The organism is Actinomadura fibrosa (genome assembly GCF_900659615.1).
Taxonomy (GTDB): domain Bacteria; phylum Actinomycetota; class Actinomycetes; order Streptosporangiales; family Streptosporangiaceae; genus Spirillospora; species Spirillospora fibrosa.
The window spans coordinates 1-16,610 of the sequence record NZ_CAACUY010000203.1 but is presented as its reverse complement, the minus strand read 5'-3'; the positions used below and the strand labels follow the sequence as shown (position 1 = coordinate 16,610).

Below are 16,610 nucleotides of genomic sequence, written 5' to 3'. Positions count from 1 at the left end.
AAGCCCCGGTCCCGCCGGCCGGGCCCCGAGACGGGGGAGCGGAGCGCGGGCGGGCGCGGGACCGGAACCGGCGGCGGCTCTTCGCGCGGCCGCGGGACGGCGAGGACGGGCACCCGGTCGGCCGCCACGTCGGCGAGCAGCGACTCCGCCTGCGCGGCCGTGAGGCGGTCGGCGGGGTCCTTGCGCATGAGCCCGTCGATGACCGCGCCGAGCGGCCCGGCGAGCACCGGCCGCGGCGGCTCCAGGTTCTGGATGGCGTGCAGGACGGCGTTCGCGTTGTCGCCCGGGAACGGGCGGCGCCCCTCGACCGCGAGGTACAGCGTCGCGCCGAGCGACCACAGGTCCGACGCCGGGACGGCGGGCTCGCCGCGGGCGCGCTCCGGCGCCGTGTAGGCGGGCGCGCCCATCAGGTACCCGGACCGGGTGATGGACGGGTCGCCCTCGATCGTGGCGATGCCGAAGTCGGTGAGCACGACCCGCCCGTCCCCGATCAGGACGTTGCCGGGCGTGACGTCGCGGTGCACCACGCCCGCCGCGTGCGCGGTGCGCAGCGCGCCGAGGAGGTCCAGGCCGATCTCCGCGGCCCGGCGCGGGGGGAGCGGCCCGTCCCGCCGCACGATCGCGCCGAGCGACCGCCCGCCGACCAGCTCCATGATGATCCACGGGACGCCCTCGTCCTCCACGACGGCGTGCACCGTCACCGCGGACGGGTGCACGATCCGGGCCGCCGACCGCGCCTCCCGCAGGCTGCGCTCGCGGCGCTCCTCGCGCTGGTCGTCGGCGAGGTAGAGCGGCAGGAACAGCTCCTTCGCCGCGACGTCGCGGTTCAGCCACTCGTCGCGGGCGCGCCACACGACGCCGAACCCGCCGCGGCCGATCTCCTCGACCAGGCGGTACTGGCGGGCGACGAGCCGCCCCCGTTCCTCCCCCATGATCAGGTCAACCATCCGGGGTCCTCGAATCACCCCATGGTCGCATAGGCGACGACGTTGTCCAGATAGTGCCCCCGGGCCCGGTCGAACGCGCCCGCGCAGGTGATGAGGCGCAGCTCGGGGGCGGGCGTCGTCCCGTACACCTCGGCGGTCGGGAACCGGGCCTTCGGATAGGAGCGGACCGCGTCCACCGTGAACCGCGCGGTGCGGCCCTCCGCGTCCCGCACGAGGACGGCGGCGCCCGCCCGCAGCCCTGCGAGCCGGGCGAACACCCCGGGCCCCGACCGCGCGTCGAGATGCCCCGCGATCACCGCCGGTCCCGGATCACCGGGCCGGACGCCGCCCGCGTACCAGCCGGCCCGCGCCGGATCGCGCGGCGCGGCGAGCGCGCCGTCGGCACCGGTCGCCAGCCGCTCCAGCCGGCTCCGCACGCCGATCGAGGGAATCGTCAGCTCCACTGGCATGCCACGCCCGGCCGCATGCTTGCCGCTGATGCCCGCGCCGCCTTCCGCACTACCGCCGGGACCGCCGCGCGCGCCGCCGATCGCCCCGCCCGGCGCGGCCACCTGCCCCGGAACCGCCGACCACCCGGCCGTGGGCCCGGCGAGCCCCGGATCCCGCCCGCCCCCGCCCGCACCACACCCAGCGACCAGAAGGGCACCAACGAAAGCCATGCCCCACACCGCGCCGCGCCGCCCAACACCGCCCACGCCACGCGACGCGGCCCCGGACACGGCGTGCGGCGTGGGCTCGCGGGTGGCGCGTGCTGCTGCGCGGCGGGGGACGTGTGCGGGGTGGTTCATGTGGTTTTGTGGCGGTGGCGGACCGCCGCGAGCGTGCCGAGGCCGGCGGCTCCCGCGAGGACCGCTAGGCCCGGCCAGAGCAGTGACCAGCCCGGCGACGCGGGGGAGTGGCGCGGTGGAACGGCCGCGAGACCGCCGAGACCCGTGTCGACGCCGCCGCGCGGCGTCCGGGGGCTCTGCGCGGCGTCCCGCAGGTCGACCAGCCGGAGGCCCTTCGCGCCGTCCAGCACCAGGACGGTGTGCACGCTGCCCGCCTTCATCGCGACCGTCGTGGACGCGCGGGCCCCCGCGCGTCCCGTCACCCGCACCGGCGTGCTGCGGGCGGGCACCACGTGGTACGGGGTAGCGGTCGCGAGCCGCAGGTCCCGGGCGAGCCGTTTGCCGGAGGCCGTCACGCCGATCTCGGGCTGTTTGAGCGACGCGGCGATGATGCGGAGTCCGGCGCGTCCCGCGGGCAGCTGCGCCGAGTCGTCCAGCACGTCCAGGCGGATGCCCTTGTAGGGGCCCACCCCCGCGACGGTGTAGGCGCCGCCGCCGCGCACCCGCACGCGCGTCGACAGCACCGGCTTGGTCGAGGCCGCCGCGTCCGCCGGGCGCATCGCCACGGTGTAGGAGCCGGAGCCAAGCCGCTGGTACGGGGACAGCGCCCCGTACGCCACGTGTCTCAGGACGAGCCGGGGCGTCTTCTTCCCGGCGGTGTAGAGGTAGACGTCCACCGCGGGCGTGTCGGGGGACAGGTGCGCGAGCCGCACGTAGCCGTCGTCCGGGGCGGCGTTGCCCGGGGTCCCGGGGAGGACGGCGAGGGCCCCTCCGGTGAACGCGACGGTGCAGGCACGTGTGATGAGGCCGCTGCTTCGCATGGCCGTTCTCCAGAACGCGGGGAGGCTCTCCGGTAGAGGTTCGGGCCCATAGCAACGCATCGCGCCGGGGGACGTCAATGCGCCCTTTCTCTCGAAGAGGTAACGGCCGGTTCCGGCCTGTAGCCGGACGCGGCGAGGCCGTGCCGCCCCGCTCCGGCGCGGGACGGCACGGCCCTTCGGCTCCCCGGGGGGCTCGCCGGTGTTCTAGGCGCGCCCCTCCAGCGCGGCCAGTTCGCGTTCGATGGCGCGCTGGTGCTCCTCGGCGTCCTCGCGGGCGCGCTTCGGGCTCCAGCGGCCCGTCATCACGAAGATGAACGGGATGAAGATCACCTGTCCGGCCAGGGCGACCCACCACCAGGTCTGCCACTGGCCCGGGCCGTCCTCGCTGGCCTTCTTCACCTCGGCGCCGTGCGCCTTCAGAACCGCGAGCTGCGGCTGCGCCTTCTGCACGGTGGCGAGGTCCGGGAGGCCGACCTCCTGGGCCGCCCGCGCCTGGAGCTCCTTCGGCGCCGCTCCCGGCGGGTACTTGCCGAGCTCCGCGAAGATCTGCGGGTGCTTGTTCACGATGGCGAGCGCCGGGCCCGCCTGCGCCTGCGCGACCTGCACCTCGTGGCCGTGCTCCACGATCGGGGTCACCGAGGTCACCACGACCGGGACGAACGCGGCGGACACCGCCACCACGATCCGCAGGATCCAGCCCCACACGGCGAGGCCGGTCGCGGTGGCGGCGGGGTTGTGCCGCTCGACGGTCTCGGTGAAGCTCGCCATCCACGGCGCGTAGGCGAGCCCGCCGAAGACGCCGATGCCGACGAACACCCAGGCGAAGGTGTAGTAGCCCGTCTCGGGACGGGTCGCGAGCGTCGCGAAGATCGCGGTGAACACCACCGAGGCCACCCCGCCGACGAGCATCAGCGGCTTGCGGACGCGGAGCCGGTCCGACAGCAGCCCGGCGGCGACGAGCGCGATCGCGTTGGCCGCCCAGTACCAGTTGGCGAGGGCGTTGGTCCGCTGCTCGCTGTAGCCGAAGGTGGCGGAGAAGTAGATGACGAAGTTGCCGACCGCCGCGTAGTACAGCAGCAGGTAGAGGCTGATGGCGAGGGCCGAGCCGACCACGTCGAGCCGCATCATCTGCCGCCAGTGGCCCTTGAGCTGCGCCTCGGGGTCGATGCCCTTCGCGCGCGCCTCGATCAGCGCCCGGTCGCGCATGCTCACCATGATCTGGTCGCGCAGCCGCGGCGACAGCTCCCGCAGGCCGAACAGCGCGATCACGAACACGACGAGGGCGGCGTAGCCGGAGTAGCGCAGCTCGTCCTGCCAGCTGGAGGTGTCGAGCGTCGCGCTCGTGACGGAGGTGACGACGAGGCTGCCGATGACCGGGCCCATCGTCCAGTAGCCCATCGCGGTGGCGCGGCCGAGCTGCGGGGAGAAGTCGCGGATCAGCGCCGGGGTGGCGACGAGGACGATGCCCTCGATGAAGCTGAGCAGCGCGAACAACGCCAGGTAGGTGCCCTTGCCGGGCGAGTGCGGCAGCACGAGCACCAGCACGCCGGCGATCAGCAGCCCGTACACGACGAGGTTCGCGCGGCCCCAGCGGTCGGCGAGCCCGGCGAGCAGCGACGAGAACGCCCCGACCGCGTTGCCGATGACCGACAGCCAGATGAAGTAGCGGAACGTCATGTGGAAGTGCGTGATGATCGACGTCGCGACGGCGTACTGGATGTAGAGCAGGTAGTACAGGACGATCGTCGTCGCGACGACGATGCCGAGGTAGGCGTAGCGGCGGCCGGCCTCGGGGTAGTGGGCGAGGTCGCGGCGCCACAGCCGGGCCGCGAACCCGGACCCGCCGCCGGGCGCGACACCGTCGCTGGTGGGTGACGAAACGGACATGTGGGCTCCTCCGGGCGCTGTTTCTCCCCCGAGACTCCGGTCCTGGAACGGGCGATCGGCTCCGCTCCCTGCACCGTTGCGGCAAAAGTAATGCGGCACGGCAAGAATGGCAATGGATGCGCCTATTGCATACCAACCAGTCGGTATGGTGTCATCGACGTGCGGATACCCGCCCGGACGGTCCGCGGGGCCGGGATGCGCGAGGCGCGCCGCGACGGCCTTCCACGCCGGTTTCCATACCGGCATAGTGCGCCATACCGACCGGACGGTACAAGGGTCCGGTCCCAGGCCAGGGAGGCGCATTGGCGGCATTCGACGACGGTGATCTCCCCGGGCTCCGGCTCGCCCCGTTCCGCGCCTTCTTCGAGCGGGCCCGGCCGGGTGCCGTCGCCGGGCCGCTGCGCGCGCAGCTCGTCCCCGGCGGGCGCTCGAACCTCACCTACGAGGTGACCGACGGGCGGAGCTCGTGGATCGTCCGGCGCCCGCCGCTCGGGCACGTGCTCGCCACGGCGCACGACATGGCGCGCGAGCACCGGGTCATGACCGCGCTGGCCGGGACGGGCGTGCCCGTCCCCGCGACGTACGCGCTCTGCGAGGACCCGGACGTGATCGGCGCGCCGTTCTACGTGATGGAGAAGGTCGAGGGCGTCCCGTACCGGAACGCCGCCGAGCTGCGCCCGCTCGGGGCGGAGCAGGTCGCGCGCATCGCCGGGCGCATGGTCGACACGCTCGTCGACCTGCACGGCGTGGACCCGGCGGGGATCGGGCTCGCCGGCTTCGGACGCCCGGAAGGCTTCCTCGCCCGGCAGGTGCGCCGCTGGAAGCGGCAGCTGGACGCCTCCTACACCCGCGACCTCCCCGAGGCGGACGAGTTGCACGCGCTGCTGGAGGCGGGCCTGCCCGCCGAGTCGCCGCCGGCGATCGTCCACGGCGACTACCGGCTCGACAACCTGCTGGTCGGGGACGGCGGCCGGATCGCGGCGGTGCTCGACTGGGAGATGGCCACGCTCGGCGACCCGCTCACCGACCTCGCCCTGCTGCTGGTCTACATGCGGCGGCGGACCCCGGTCCCCGGCGAGGGGGACGCGATGCGGGCGCCCGGCTTCCCGTCCGCCGAGGAGGTGGCGGCGCGGTACGCGGAGCGCAGCGGCCGGGACCTGTCGGCCCTCGGCTTCTACGTCGCACTGGCCTGCTTCAAGCTGGCCGTCATCTCCGAGGGCATCCACTACCGCTTCCTCCAGGGCCAGACCGTGGGGAAGGGCTTCGAGTCAGTCGGAGCCGCCGTGGAACCGCTCTTGCGGGACGGGATCGCCGCGCTGAAGGATCAGGCCTGAAAGGACGGGGCCGGGACGCGGCGGCGCATCCGGCTCGCATGCATACCAACCGGTCGGTATGTTGTCATCGAGCCCTTACGGCGGCGGGCCCGGGCGGCCCGCGCGCCCATCGGACGGAGGTCGCACGGTGAGGACGTTCAGCGGGGTCGGCGAGCTGGAGAAGGCCGTCGGCGGCCATCTCGGCCACAGCGAGTGGCACGAGATCACCCAGGAGCAGGTCGGCCTGTTCGCCGACGCGACCGGGGACCACCAGTGGATCCACGTCGATCCCGAGCGCGCGGCGAGCGGTCCCTTCGGCGGGACGATCGCGCACGGCTACCTGACGCTCTCGCTCATCCCGATGCTCGCCGGTGAGATCTACCGGGTCGAGGGCCTGCGGATGGGCGTGAACTACGGCGCGAACAAGGTCCGCTTCCCGGCGCCGGTGCCGGTGGGGTCGCGCGTCCGCGCCGGGGCCGAGCTGCTGTCGGTCGAGCGCGGCGACGCCGGGGCCCGCGCCACGGTCCGGTTCACCATCGAGCGCGAGGGCGGGGACAAGCCGGTCTGCGTCGCCGAGGTCCTCTCCGTCCTGGTCGACTGACAGGAGCATCGCCATGAATCCCAGCATGATCACGAGCACCATGCAGGACTTCCCGCTCACCGTCGCCGCGATCCTGCGGCACGGCGCGCGGGTCTTCGGCGGCAGCGAGTGCGTCACGTGGACCGGCGGGGGGACGCCGCGGCGCGCCACGTTCGCCGAGGTGGCCGCGAACGCCGAGCGGCTGGCCGCGGCCCTCGCCCGGCTGGGCGTGCGCGAGGGCGAGCCGGTGGCCACGTTCGCCTGGAACAACCAGGAGCACCTGGAGGCCTACTTCGCGGTGCCGTGCATGGGCGCGGTGCTGCACACGCTGAACATCCGCTTGTTCCCCGAGCAGCTCGCGCACATCATCAACCACGCCGGGGACAAGGTCGTCATCGTGGACGACACCCTCGTCCCGCTGCTGGCCCGGGTCATCGGCGAGATCCCCACCGTCGAGGCGTTCATCGTCGTCGGGGACGGCGACGCGTCCGCGCTGGAGGCCAACCCCACCGGCGCGCCCGTGCTGCGCTACCGCGACCTGCTGGCCGCCGAGGAGCCGGGCTACGCGTGGCCCGAGGTGGACGAGCGCTCGGCCGCGTCCATGTGCTACACGAGCGGCACGACCGGCGACCCGAAGGGCGTCGTCTACTCGCACCGCTCGACGTTCCTGCACGCGATGGCCGTCATGTCCGCCTCGCTCGTCGGCATCACCGAGGCCGACCGGGTGCTCGCCATCGTGCCGATGTTCCACGTCAACGCCTGGGGCCTGCCGTACGGGGCGTTCCTGTCGGGCGCGACGCTGCACATGCCCGGCCCGTTCATGCAGCCGGAGCACCTGACGCGGTTCGTCGCCGCGGAGCGCAGCACGCTCGCGTCCGCCGTCCCGACGATCTGGAACGCGATCCTCGGCTACGGCGAGGACCACGAGCTCGACCTGTCGTCGCTGCGGGCCGGCACCTCGGGCGGCGCCGCCGCGCCGCGCGTCCTGCTGGAGCGGTTCGAGGAGCGGTACGGGCTGCGCATCATCCAGGGCTGGGGGATGACCGAGACGAGCCCGCTCGGCGGCATGGCGTTCCCGCCGCCCGGCGTGGAGCCCGGCACCGCCGAGGACCTGGACTGGCGGACGAAGTCGGGCCGGGTCACCGCCGGGGTCGAGATGCGCATCGTGGACGCCTCGGGCGCGGAGCTGCCCTGGGACGGCGAGGCGGTCGGCGAGATCGAGGTCCGCGGACCGTGGATCACCGGGTCCTACCACCGCGATCCCGCGCCGGACAAGTTCGACGGCGGCTGGCTGCGGACCGGCGACATCGGCACGATCGACGGCCGCGGCTACTTCCAGATCACCGACCGCGCCAAGGACGTCATCAAGTCCGGCGGCGAGTGGATCTCCTCGGTGGAGCTGGAGAACCACCTGATGGCCCATCCGGCGGTGGCCGAGGCCGCCGTGATCGGCATCCCCGACCCGCGCTGGGACGAGCGCCCGCTGGCCTGCGTCGTGCTCCGCCCGGGCGCGGCGGCGACGGCGGCCGAGCTCGCCGGCTTCCTCGCCGGCAAGGTGGCGCGCTGGCAGGTCCCCGAGTACTGGACCTTCATGGACGAGATCCCCAAGACCACGGTCGGCAAGTTCGACAAGAAGCCCCTCCGCACCGGCCACCGCAACGCGGAACTGAAGATCGAACACGTGGACCGCTGACCCCGGCCCGCCCCCGGACGCGCACCTGACCCCGGCCTTCCGGGTCAGGTGCGCAGACCGTTGAGGAACAGGTCGACGTAGTGCTCGCTGATCGCCTGGGTCTTCAGTCGGCCGCCGGGGTGGTACCAGGCGCCGATCTGGTGGACGGTGCCGAAGAAGAAGTGGACGGCGATGTCGGCGGGGGTGCGCGTGCGGAACGTCCCCTCGCGCTGCCCCTCCTCGACCAGGTCGCGGAAGCGCTCGTGGTAGCGGCGCCGCTCGGCGCGGACGGCCTCCCTGCGGTCGCGGGACAGCAGGTGCGTCGAGCGGAAGAAGACGGTGAAGTCGTCCAGGTACAGGAACGACGTGTTCAGGACGTCGACGGCGGCGGCGCGGAGCCGCTCCTCGGCGGTGCCCTCGCCGTCCGCGATCTGCTCCAGCCGCCTCATCTGGAGCCCGAGGAGCCGGTGGTAGATCTCGTAGAGCAGGTCGTCCTTGGAGCCGAAGTAGTGGTACATCGCGCCCTTGGTGACGCCGGCGGCGTTCACGATCTCCTGGACCGAGGTGCTCTCGTACCCCTTCTCGGCGAACATCCGCGTGGCCACGGCCAGCAGCCGGTCGGGAAGGGGCAGATGGTCGGGGATCCGTCCCGCTGACGTCTGCGTCACGACTCCACCTCCGTCGTCGCGGGCCCGGCGCCGCCCCCGGTGCCGCCGCCCGCGACCGCCGAACAGCCTACCGGCACCGGAAGGGCGCGCGAACGGTGAGGCGGGCTTCCCGGAATTCGCCTGTTGACGGCGTCCCCGACCGCTTCTATGTTCAGGGAATCCGACCAGTCGGTATGTGTTATGGCCTCGGGGGATCCGCGCGGTTTCATCGGCGAGGTGAGGCGACGTGTCCGACTCTCCGTCCGCACTTCTGGAACTACGGGAGGTGACCGTCCGCTTCGACGGGCTGGTCGCGCTGGACACGGTGTCGCTCGCGGCGCCGCGGGGCCGCGTCACCGGCGTCATCGGGCCGAACGGGGCCGGCAAGACGACCCTGTTCAACGTCGTGTGCGGATTCGTCCGGCCCCGCTCGGGCGAGGTGCGCTGGCGCGGCCGGGCGCTCGCCCGGCACCGGCCGCACGACCTCGCGCGGCTCGGCATCGCGCGCACGCTCCAGGGGCTCGGGCTGTTCCCCGGGCTGACGGTGCTGGAGAACGTGATGGTCGGCGCCGACCGGCACGCGCGGACGGGGTTCCTGTCCGGGCTGCTCGCCGCGCCCCGCGCCGACCGGGACGAGGCGGCGCTGCGGGAGCGGGCGATGGCCCGGCTGGACGAGCTCGGCGTGGCGGGCGAGGCGGCGCGCCGCCCGGGGGAACTGCCCTACGGCGCGCAGAAGCGCGTCGCGCTGGCCCGGGCCCTGGCCGCCGAACCCGACCTGCTGCTGCTGGACGAGCCCGCCGCCGGACTGTCCGTCGGGGAGATCGAGGAGCTGGCCGCGCTGATCGGCGGGCTCCGCGGCGGGCCCGCCGTCGTCCTCGTCGAGCACCACATGGACCTGGTCATGGGCGTCTGCGACCAGGTGGTCGTGCTCGACTTCGGCCGGGTCATCGCCGCCGGGGCGCCCGGCGAGGTGCGCGACGACCCGGCCGTCCTCACCGCCTACCTGGGCGAGGAGGTGCGCGGTGCTTGAGGTGCGGGGGCTGGTCGCCGGGTACGGGGCGGTCCGTGCGCTCGGCGGGGTGGACATGTCGGTCGCCGAAGGCTCGGTCACGGCCGTGCTCGGCGCGAACGGCGCCGGCAAGACCACCCTGCTGCGCACCGTCTCCGGGCTGCTCCGTCCCCGGTCCGGCAGCGTCGAGCTCGACGGCCGGGACCTCACCCGCGCGCCCGTCGAGGAGATCGTGCGGCTCGGGGTCGCGCACGTCCCGCAGAGCGGCGGCGTGATCACCGAGCTGACCGTGCGGGACAACCTGCGGCTCGGTGGGCTGTGGCGGCGCGACCGGGCGGGCCTCGCGCGCCGCGTGGCGGAGATGTACGAGCTGTTCCCGCCGCTCGCCGAGCGGCGGGACCGCCTCGCCGCCACGCTGTCCGGCGGGGAGCGGCAGATGCTCGCGCTGGCCCGCGCCCTGACGGGCGGCCCCCGGCTGCTGCTGGTGGACGAGCCGTCCCTCGGGCTGGCGCCGAAGGTCGTCGCGTCGCTCATGGCCGTCCTGCGGCGGCTCTGCGACGAGGACGGCCGGACCGTCCTGCTCGTCGAGCAGAACGCCCGCAGCGCCCTGTCCGTCGCCGACCGCGCGGTCGTGCTCGACCTCGGCTCCGTCGTGGCGTCCGAGCCCGCCGCGACGCTCGCCGCCGACGACCGGCTCCGCCACGCCTACCTGGGGTTCTGATGGTGCGCTTCGTCAATCTCACGCTCGCCGGGATCACCTCGGGCGCGGTGTTCGCCGCGGTCGCGCTCGCCCTGGTGCTCATCTGGCGCGCCACCCGGATCGTGAACTTCGCGCAGGGCGGCATGCTCATGTTCACGACGTTCCTCGCGTGGAGCGTCATCGACCACGGCGGCTCCTACTGGCTCGCGCTGGGCACCGCGCTCGCGTCCGGGCTCGTGCTCGGCGCGGTGCTGGAGCGGGTGGTGGTCCGGCCGGTCGAGAGCAAGCCGCCGCTCAACGCGGTGATCGTCACGCTCGGGCTGTACGTGCTGCTCCAGGCGGCCGCCGGGATGATCTGGGGCGACACCCCGCACTCCTACCCGCCCGCCTTCACCATCAGGGGCCTGTCGGTGGCCGGGGAGCGGCTGCTGCTGTCGCCGTTCGACCTGTTCGTCATCGGCGCCGTCGCCGCCGTCATGGTGGCGCTCACGCTGCTGTTCGTCCGCACCGACCTCGGGCTGCGGCTGCGGGCCGCCGCGTTCGCACCCGAGATCGCCCGCCTCCAGGGCGTCCGCGTCGGCCGCATGCTCACGCTCGGCTGGGCGCTCGCCGCGCTCGTCGGCTCCCTCGCCGGGGTGCTCGTCGCCCCGTCGGTGTTCGTCGGCCCCGCCCAGTTCGACGCCATGCTGGTCTTCGGCTTCACCGCGGCGGTCATCGGCGGGCTCGACAGCCCGGCCGGCGCCGTCGTCGGCGGGCTGCTGCTCGGCTGCGCGCTCAGCTACGTCTCCGGCTACGTCAGCTCCGACCTCGTCACGTTCGGGGCCCTCGCCGCGCTCATCACCGTCCTGATGGTCAGACCGAACGGGCTGTTCGCCGCGAGCGCCGGACGGAGGGTGTGACGCCGTGGACGTCCGCCGCCCCCTCGGCGCCCTCCGGTCGCCGCTCCGGTCGCCGCTCCTGCGCCCGACCCTCGTCCGCCACTCGGCCGCCGCGCTCGCCGCGCTCCTCGCGCTGTACGTCCTGACCACGTCCGCCGCCCCGTACCGGAACCTGGAGATCGCGCACGCCGCCTACCTCACCTGCGCGGTCGCCGGCCTCACGGTGCTGACCGGGCTCGGCGGGCAGATCTCCCTCGGGCACGGCGCGTTCATGGCGGTCGGCGCGTACACCGCCGCGCTCGTCATCGCGCACTGGGGCTGGCCCCTCGCCGCCGTCCTCGCCGCGGCCGCCGGGGTCACCGCCCTCGCGGGCGTCGTCGTCGGCGCGGTCGCCGCCCGGCTGGAGGGCCCCTACCTCGCGGGCGCCACCCTCGCGTTCGCCGTCGGGCTGCCCGGCCTCGCCAACTACGAGCACCTCAGCGGCGTCCTCGGCGGGCAGAACGGGCTCACCGTCGCGCCGCCCGTCCCGCCGGCCCGGCTCGGCGAGACGTTCCCGCTGGAGCGCTGGCAGGCGTGGATCTCCTGCCTCGGCGCCGTCCTCACCCTGTTCCTGCTGGCCAACCTCACCTCCGGCCGGTTCGGGCGGACGCTGCGCGCGAGCCGCGACGACGAGATCGCCGCCGCGCTCAGCGGGGTCCGCGTCGCCCGGCTGCGGATCGCCGCGACCGTCGTGTCCGCGGCCTGCGCCGGGCTCGGAGGCGGCCTGCTCGCCGTCGTCGCCACCCTCGCCGCGCCGGGCGCGTTCCCCCTCACGCTGTCGCTCCAGCTCATCGCCGCGGTCATCATCGGCGGGCTCGGCAGCCTGGCGGGCGCCGTGTGGGGCGCGCTGATCCTCGTGTACGTCCCGACGTGGGCGTCCGACGCGGCCTCCTCGTCCGGCCTGTCGCACAACGTGGCGTCCAACCTGCCCCTCGCCATCTACGGCCTCGTCCTGATCGCGGTGACGCTGGCCTTCCCGCGCGGCCTCCAGGGAGGCCTGCGCGACGTCGGCGGCGCCGCCGCGCGCCGCGTCCGGTCGCGCGCCCGCACGTCCCGGGCCCGCGACGACACACCGGGGCTCCCGGCCACCCACCCAGGAGGAGCAGATGAAGCGAGCACGGACGACGCGGGCGCTCGCCCTGATGACGGCGGTGACGGCGCTGGCGGCCGCGGCGAGCGGCTGCGGCGGTGACGGCGGGGACGACTCGTCGTCGGCCCCGGGCGTCACCGCGACCACCGTCACCATCGGCAGCCACCAGCCGCTGACGGGCCCGGCCGCGCCCGGCTACAGCGCCAACTCCGCCGCGTCCAAGGCCTTCTTCGACTACGTGAACGCCAACGGCGGCGTGCACGGACGCAAGATCGTCTACAAGTACGTGGACGACGCCTACAACCCGACCCAGACCGTCGGGGTCGTGCAGAAGCTCGTGCTCCAGGACAAGGTCTTCGCGATCTTCAACGGACTCGGCACCCCGACGCACTCGAAGGTCGTCGACTACCTCAATGCCCAGCGCGTCCCCGACCTGTTCGTCGCGTCCGGCTGCGGCTGCTGGGACGAGCCGGGCAAGCACCCGCATACGTTCGGCTGGCAGGTCGACTACATCCGCGAGGGCAAGATCCTCGGCGACCACGTGAAGAAGGCGTTCCCCGGCAAGAAGGTCGCCTACTTCTCCCAGAACGACGACTTCGGCCAGGACGGCGTCAAGGGGCTCGACAAGTACATCCCGAAGGACCAGGTCGTCAGCCGGCAGACCTACCAGCCCGGCAACACCGACGTCGGCGCGCAGGTCCAGGCGATCGCGCAGGCGAAGGCGGACGTCGTCGTCCTGTTCAGCATCCCGACCTACACCGCCCTGTTCCGGCTGGCCGCGCTCAAGCTGAACTACAAGCCGACGTTCGTCGTCAGCAACGTGGGATCCGACCCGATCACGCTCACCGGGCTGCTGGAGAGCTTCGCCAAGCAGGGCGGCGCGCAGGTGAAGGGGAACCCGCTGATCCAGGGCATGGTGACCGACGGGTACCTGTCCGCGACCGGCGACACCGGGAACAGCTGGACCGCGCTGTTCCGGAAGATCCACGGCCAGTACATCCCGAAGCTGCCGTTCAACAACAACGTCGTGTACGGGATGTCGGTCGCCTACACCTTCGTCCAGGCGCTCCAGGCCGCCGGGGCGAACCCGACCCGCGCGGGCGTCGTCCAGGCGCTGGAGAAGTCGAGGTTCGGCGGGCCCGGGCTCGTCCCGTTCGCCTACAGCAAGGACTCGCACGCCGGATACACGGGCGCGCGCATCGGGACGATCAAGGGCGACCTGATCGCGCCGGAGGGGCAGCCGCTGACCACCGACGACGGCGACGGCCCCATCCAGCCCTACACGGCACCGCAGCCGCAGGCGCCCGCCAACGGCATCCCGCCCGCGGGCTGACGGGCCGGCACCGCCGCCGTTCCGCGCGACCGCCCCCGGCGCGGGACGGCGGCGGCCTGGTAAGTGATCTCCCTGCGATCTACTCGCTCTGGGTAGTCTCTCCGTTGCTCAGGGTCAATACTGCTGGTGGCTCCTGAGCGCCGCGCCCGCTCCCAGCGGCAGCCGGAGCCCACCGGATGACCCCACCGGTGCCCGCCGCCCGAGCAAAGGACCCCCATGAGGCGTCTGCACGCCCTCGCCTGCTCGCTCCCTTTGATCCTCGCCGCCCTCACGGCCCCCGCGTCGGCCCACGCCGCGCCGCGCGGACCGGCCGAACCGCACGAGCTGTGCACCGGCGCCTACCACGACGACGCCCGGCTCGGCCCGAGCGTCCTGCCGCGGCCCTCGCAGCCGCCCGTCGGCCCTCTGGTGGAGAACCACCGCCCCACCGGAGAGCTGTCGGACGACGCGTTCCTGAAGAAGTACTGGAAGCCGGAGACACCCGAGCACAAGGCCACCTGGAACTACCCGCCCAGCGACGGCTTCATCGTCCACGACGGCCAGCCGGTGAAGCACAAGCACACCGTCCAGCCCAACGAGCACCTGGACCGCTTCGGCGCTGAGACCGGCAGGTACCTCGCCCCCGCCGGCGCCCCCTACGCCAAGCGGTCGCTGCCCCCCAACGGCCTGACCACCGTCGACCACGGCCACCCGTGCGGCTACCACCTCTACCACGTCCAGCAGGCGTTCACCGTATGGGAGGGCACGGCCGCCCCCTGGTTCGAGCAGCCCGGCGGCGGCGAGCAGATCCAGCTCGACAGCGCCCTTCTCGACCCCGGCCAGGGCAACCGGCTGAACGTCGCATGGCTGGTGGCCCACCACTACCTCACCGACATCACCCCCGTGGCCGAGTGACCGCAGCACCTCCGCAGCGGCGCCGTTGACGCGGCGGAAACGACGGCTGTGCCCCGGAAGCAGACAGGGCTTCCGGGGCACAGCCATGTCTGCGGTTCGTTTACGTGGACGGCATTCCGCCTGATTCGGGGCAGGCAGGGGCGGTGGTGGACGGGTGCTCCGCGGCGACGCGGCCGGACGGTGGGGGCCGGGTCCTGGTCGGAGCGGCCGATCGTGGGAAGGATGATCGTCGGGGGAGGTGCGATGGACGAGGTGAGGAGAGCGGCGTGACCCGGTGCGACGCCGCCCGGGCCAGGGCGCGGGGCCGGAACGGCTCCGGCTTCCCGGACGGGACGCGCGGCGGCCCGCGCGGCGAGGCTCCTGGCGACCGGTCCAGCGCCCCGTCCGGCGCCCCGTCCGGCGCCCCGTCCGGCGAGCCGTCCGGCGGGGCGTCAGTCGGGGCGTCAGTCGGGGCGTGCGGCGGGGCGTCAGTCGGGGCGTGCGGCGGGGCGTGCGGCGGGGCGTGCGGCGGCCGGTCCGGCGGCCCGTCCGGCGATGCCTCCGACGCGGCGTGCGCCGGGGCGTACGGCCAGGTGTGTGGCCAGGTGTGTGGCGGGGCGTGCGGTGGGGCGTGCGGGCGTGGGCGGGTGGTGTCGGCGGCGCGGGAGATCGCCGTAGGGCTGCTCGTCCTCGGCGTGTACGTGGCGTGCACGCAGGCGTTCGCCGGGGACCGTCCGGTGAGCGACGCCCACGGGCGCTGGCTGCTGGACGCCGAGCGCTGGGCGCATCTCGACGCCGAGCGTCCGCTCAACGACCTCCTGGCCCGGCACGATCGGCTCGGCGCCCTCGCCGCGTGGGAGTACGCCACGACCTACGTCATCGGGACTTTCGGGCTGCTCGGCTACCTGTGGTGGCGGCGCAGTCCCGTGTACGCGTGGGCGCGCAACACCCTGATCCTCGTCACGCTCATCGCCGTCTGCTGCTTCGCGCTGTGGCCCGCGACGCCCCCGCGGCTGCTCCCCGGCGAGGGCTACCTCGACGTCATCGCGGTCCACCACCCCGTGGCGACCTGGGGGACCGGTGTCGTGTCGGCGGGCGCCAACCCGTACGCGGCGATGCCGAGCCTGCACATCGGCTGGGTGGCCTGGACCGGCGTGGTCGCCCTGCGGGCCAGGTGCGGCGCCCTGATCGGCTGGCTCTGCGCCCTGCACCTCGCGGTGACGGGCCTGGTGATCGTCGCGACGGCGGCCCACTACGTCCTCGACATTCCGGGCGGCCTGCTGCTCGTCCCGGCCGCGGCGGGAGCCGAGCGGCTCCGCGCGGCGCTCGTGCGGCGGCGCCGGGACGGGGACCGCCGCGTCGCCGCCGCCGACGCCTTCTTCCTCCACGTGGAGAGCCGCGACGTCCCGCAGGTCGTCGGCGGCGTCGCCGAGTTCGCCGGGCCGGGCCCGTCCGCCGCGGACCTCCGGGCGCTCATGGCCGAGCGGCTGCCGAACCTGCCGCGCCTCGCCCAGCGGGTCCGCCCGGCGGGGACGCTCCGGCGGGCGCGCTGGACCGACGCGGAGCGGATCGACCTGGACTGGCACGTCCGGGAGCTGGACCTGCCGCCGGCCGGCGGCCGCCGGGCGCTGGACGACCTCGTCGCCCGGCTCGTGGCGGAGCCGCTCGACCCCGCCCGGCCGCTGTGGCGGTTCTGGCTGGTCCGGCGCGGCCCGGATGGCCGGGACGCCGTCGTGGTCCTGCTCCACCACGCCATCGCCGACGGGATCGGCGTGGTCGACATCCTGCGCCGCATCCTCGAACCGCGGCTCCCGGAGGCCCCGGACGCCCGGGGGCCGGGCGGGCTCGCGCGGGCCGTCGCCGCGGTCCCGGGGATGGTCCTGCTCGGCCTCGACGGCGCCGCGGCGGGGCGGCCTCGTCAGCACCAGGGAGATGCGGCGGCGCGCGCAGCCCGTCCTGGACGAGCTCGGCCTCGACCCGCCCCCGCACGTGAG

Annotated in this window: 14 protein-coding genes and 1 pseudogene; 10 read left to right on the top strand and 5 right to left on the bottom strand. The window is 74.2% G+C overall.

From position 1 onward, the window contains the following. The 4 genes from E1300_RS38295 to E1300_RS38280 form a co-directional block, all read right to left on the bottom strand. The coding region (locus E1300_RS38295) for a serine/threonine-protein kinase (RefSeq protein ID WP_131762023.1) at positions 1-947 on the bottom strand (947 nt) is incomplete at its 3' end. A 14-nt stretch (positions 948-961) separates the two neighbouring features. Beyond that, on the bottom strand, positions 962-1,396 hold the full coding sequence (locus E1300_RS38290; RefSeq protein ID WP_207400191.1) for a class F sortase: 435 nt from the start codon (positions 1,394-1,396) through the stop codon (positions 962-964). Between the two features lie 335 nt (positions 1,397-1,731). Further along, positions 1,732-2,595: a DUF4397 domain-containing protein gene (locus E1300_RS38285; RefSeq protein ID WP_165503181.1), complete on the bottom strand. Its 864-nt coding sequence runs from the start codon at positions 2,593-2,595 to the stop codon at positions 1,732-1,734. A gap of 204 nt (positions 2,596-2,799) precedes the next feature. Further along, positions 2,800-4,482 (bottom strand): MFS transporter, encoded by a 1,683-nt coding sequence (locus E1300_RS38280; protein ID WP_131762020.1) that lies wholly within the window; start codon positions 4,480-4,482, stop codon positions 2,800-2,802. 302 nt (positions 4,483-4,784) lie between these two features. Here E1300_RS38280 and E1300_RS38275 point away from each other — a divergent pair, with 302 nt between their 5' ends. From E1300_RS38275 to E1300_RS38265, 3 genes are all read left to right on the top strand, one after another. Next, the gene (locus tag E1300_RS38275; protein WP_131762019.1) at positions 4,785-5,816 is read left to right on the top strand and encodes a phosphotransferase family protein; all 1,032 of its coding nucleotides are present in this window, start codon (positions 4,785-4,787) and stop codon (positions 5,814-5,816) included. A 127-nt stretch (positions 5,817-5,943) separates the two neighbouring features. Beyond that, the gene (locus E1300_RS38270) at positions 5,944-6,396 is read left to right on the top strand and encodes a MaoC family dehydratase (RefSeq protein WP_131762018.1); all 453 of its coding nucleotides are present in this window, start codon (positions 5,944-5,946) and stop codon (positions 6,394-6,396) included. A gap of 13 nt (positions 6,397-6,409) precedes the next feature. Then, positions 6,410-8,068, top strand: coding sequence for a long-chain fatty acid--CoA ligase (locus tag E1300_RS38265; RefSeq protein WP_242619657.1), 1,659 nt, complete (start codon positions 6,410-6,412; stop codon positions 8,066-8,068). A 44-nt stretch (positions 8,069-8,112) separates the two neighbouring features. Here the strand turns inward: E1300_RS38265 and E1300_RS38260 are convergent, their stop codons facing one another. Continuing rightward, on the bottom strand, positions 8,113-8,715 hold the full coding sequence (locus E1300_RS38260; protein ID WP_278045420.1) for a TetR/AcrR family transcriptional regulator: 603 nt from the start codon (positions 8,713-8,715) through the stop codon (positions 8,113-8,115). Positions 8,716-8,941: 226 nt separating this feature from the next. Here E1300_RS38260 and E1300_RS38255 point away from each other — a divergent pair, with 226 nt between their 5' ends. The 7 genes and pseudogenes from E1300_RS38255 to E1300_RS38225 all read left to right on the top strand — a co-directional run. Further along, entirely contained in the window at positions 8,942-9,724 is a 783-nt protein-coding gene (locus tag E1300_RS38255; protein WP_131762017.1) for an ABC transporter ATP-binding protein, read from the top strand. Positions 9,725-9,779: 55 nt separating this feature from the next. Then, positions 9,780-10,202: pseudogene (locus E1300_RS54240) on the top strand (ABC transporter ATP-binding protein); the annotation flags it as partial. A 221-nt stretch (positions 10,203-10,423) separates the two neighbouring features. After that, a complete protein-coding gene (locus E1300_RS38245; protein ID WP_131762016.1) occupies positions 10,424-11,302 on the top strand; it encodes a branched-chain amino acid ABC transporter permease in 879 nt (292 codons plus the stop codon). Between the two features lie 4 nt (positions 11,303-11,306). Continuing rightward, positions 11,307-12,512 (top strand): branched-chain amino acid ABC transporter permease, encoded by a 1,206-nt coding sequence (locus E1300_RS38240; protein ID WP_131762015.1) that lies wholly within the window; start codon positions 11,307-11,309, stop codon positions 12,510-12,512. Beyond that, positions 12,427-13,743, top strand: a complete 1,317-nt coding sequence (locus tag E1300_RS38235; protein WP_131762014.1) for an ABC transporter substrate-binding protein — start codon at positions 12,427-12,429, stop codon at positions 13,741-13,743. The genes E1300_RS38240 and E1300_RS38235 overlap by 86 nt, the downstream gene beginning before the upstream one ends. A gap of 216 nt (positions 13,744-13,959) precedes the next feature. After that, positions 13,960-14,637: a TNT domain-containing protein gene (locus E1300_RS38230; RefSeq protein ID WP_131762013.1), complete on the top strand. Its 678-nt coding sequence runs from the start codon at positions 13,960-13,962 to the stop codon at positions 14,635-14,637. Between the two features lie 266 nt (positions 14,638-14,903). After that, positions 14,904-16,610 (top strand): bifunctional phosphatase PAP2/O-acyltransferase family protein (locus E1300_RS38225; protein ID WP_207400190.1); only part of this gene is annotated, 1,707 nt, incomplete at its 3' end.

Excerpts from the sequence above, each read along its gene's own strand:
- E1300_RS38290 (WP_207400191.1), bottom strand. The coding sequence starts at position 1,396 with ATGCCAGTGGAGCTGACGATTCCCTCGATCGGCGTGCGGAGCCGGCTG.
- E1300_RS38285 (WP_165503181.1), bottom strand. The coding sequence starts at position 2,595 with ATGCGAAGCAGCGGCCTCATCACACGTGCCTGCACCGTCGCGTTCACC.
- E1300_RS38280 (WP_131762020.1), bottom strand. The coding sequence starts at position 4,482 with ATGTCCGTTTCGTCACCCACCAGCGACGGTGTCGCGCCCGGCGGCGGG.
- E1300_RS38265 (WP_242619657.1), top strand. The coding sequence starts at position 6,410 with ATGAATCCCAGCATGATCACGAGCACCATGCAGGACTTCCCGCTCACC.
- E1300_RS38245 (WP_131762016.1), top strand. The coding sequence starts at position 10,424 with ATGGTGCGCTTCGTCAATCTCACGCTCGCCGGGATCACCTCGGGCGCG.
- E1300_RS38235 (WP_131762014.1), top strand. The coding sequence starts at position 12,427 with ATGAAGCGAGCACGGACGACGCGGGCGCTCGCCCTGATGACGGCGGTG.
- E1300_RS38230 (WP_131762013.1), top strand. The coding sequence starts at position 13,960 with ATGAGGCGTCTGCACGCCCTCGCCTGCTCGCTCCCTTTGATCCTCGCC.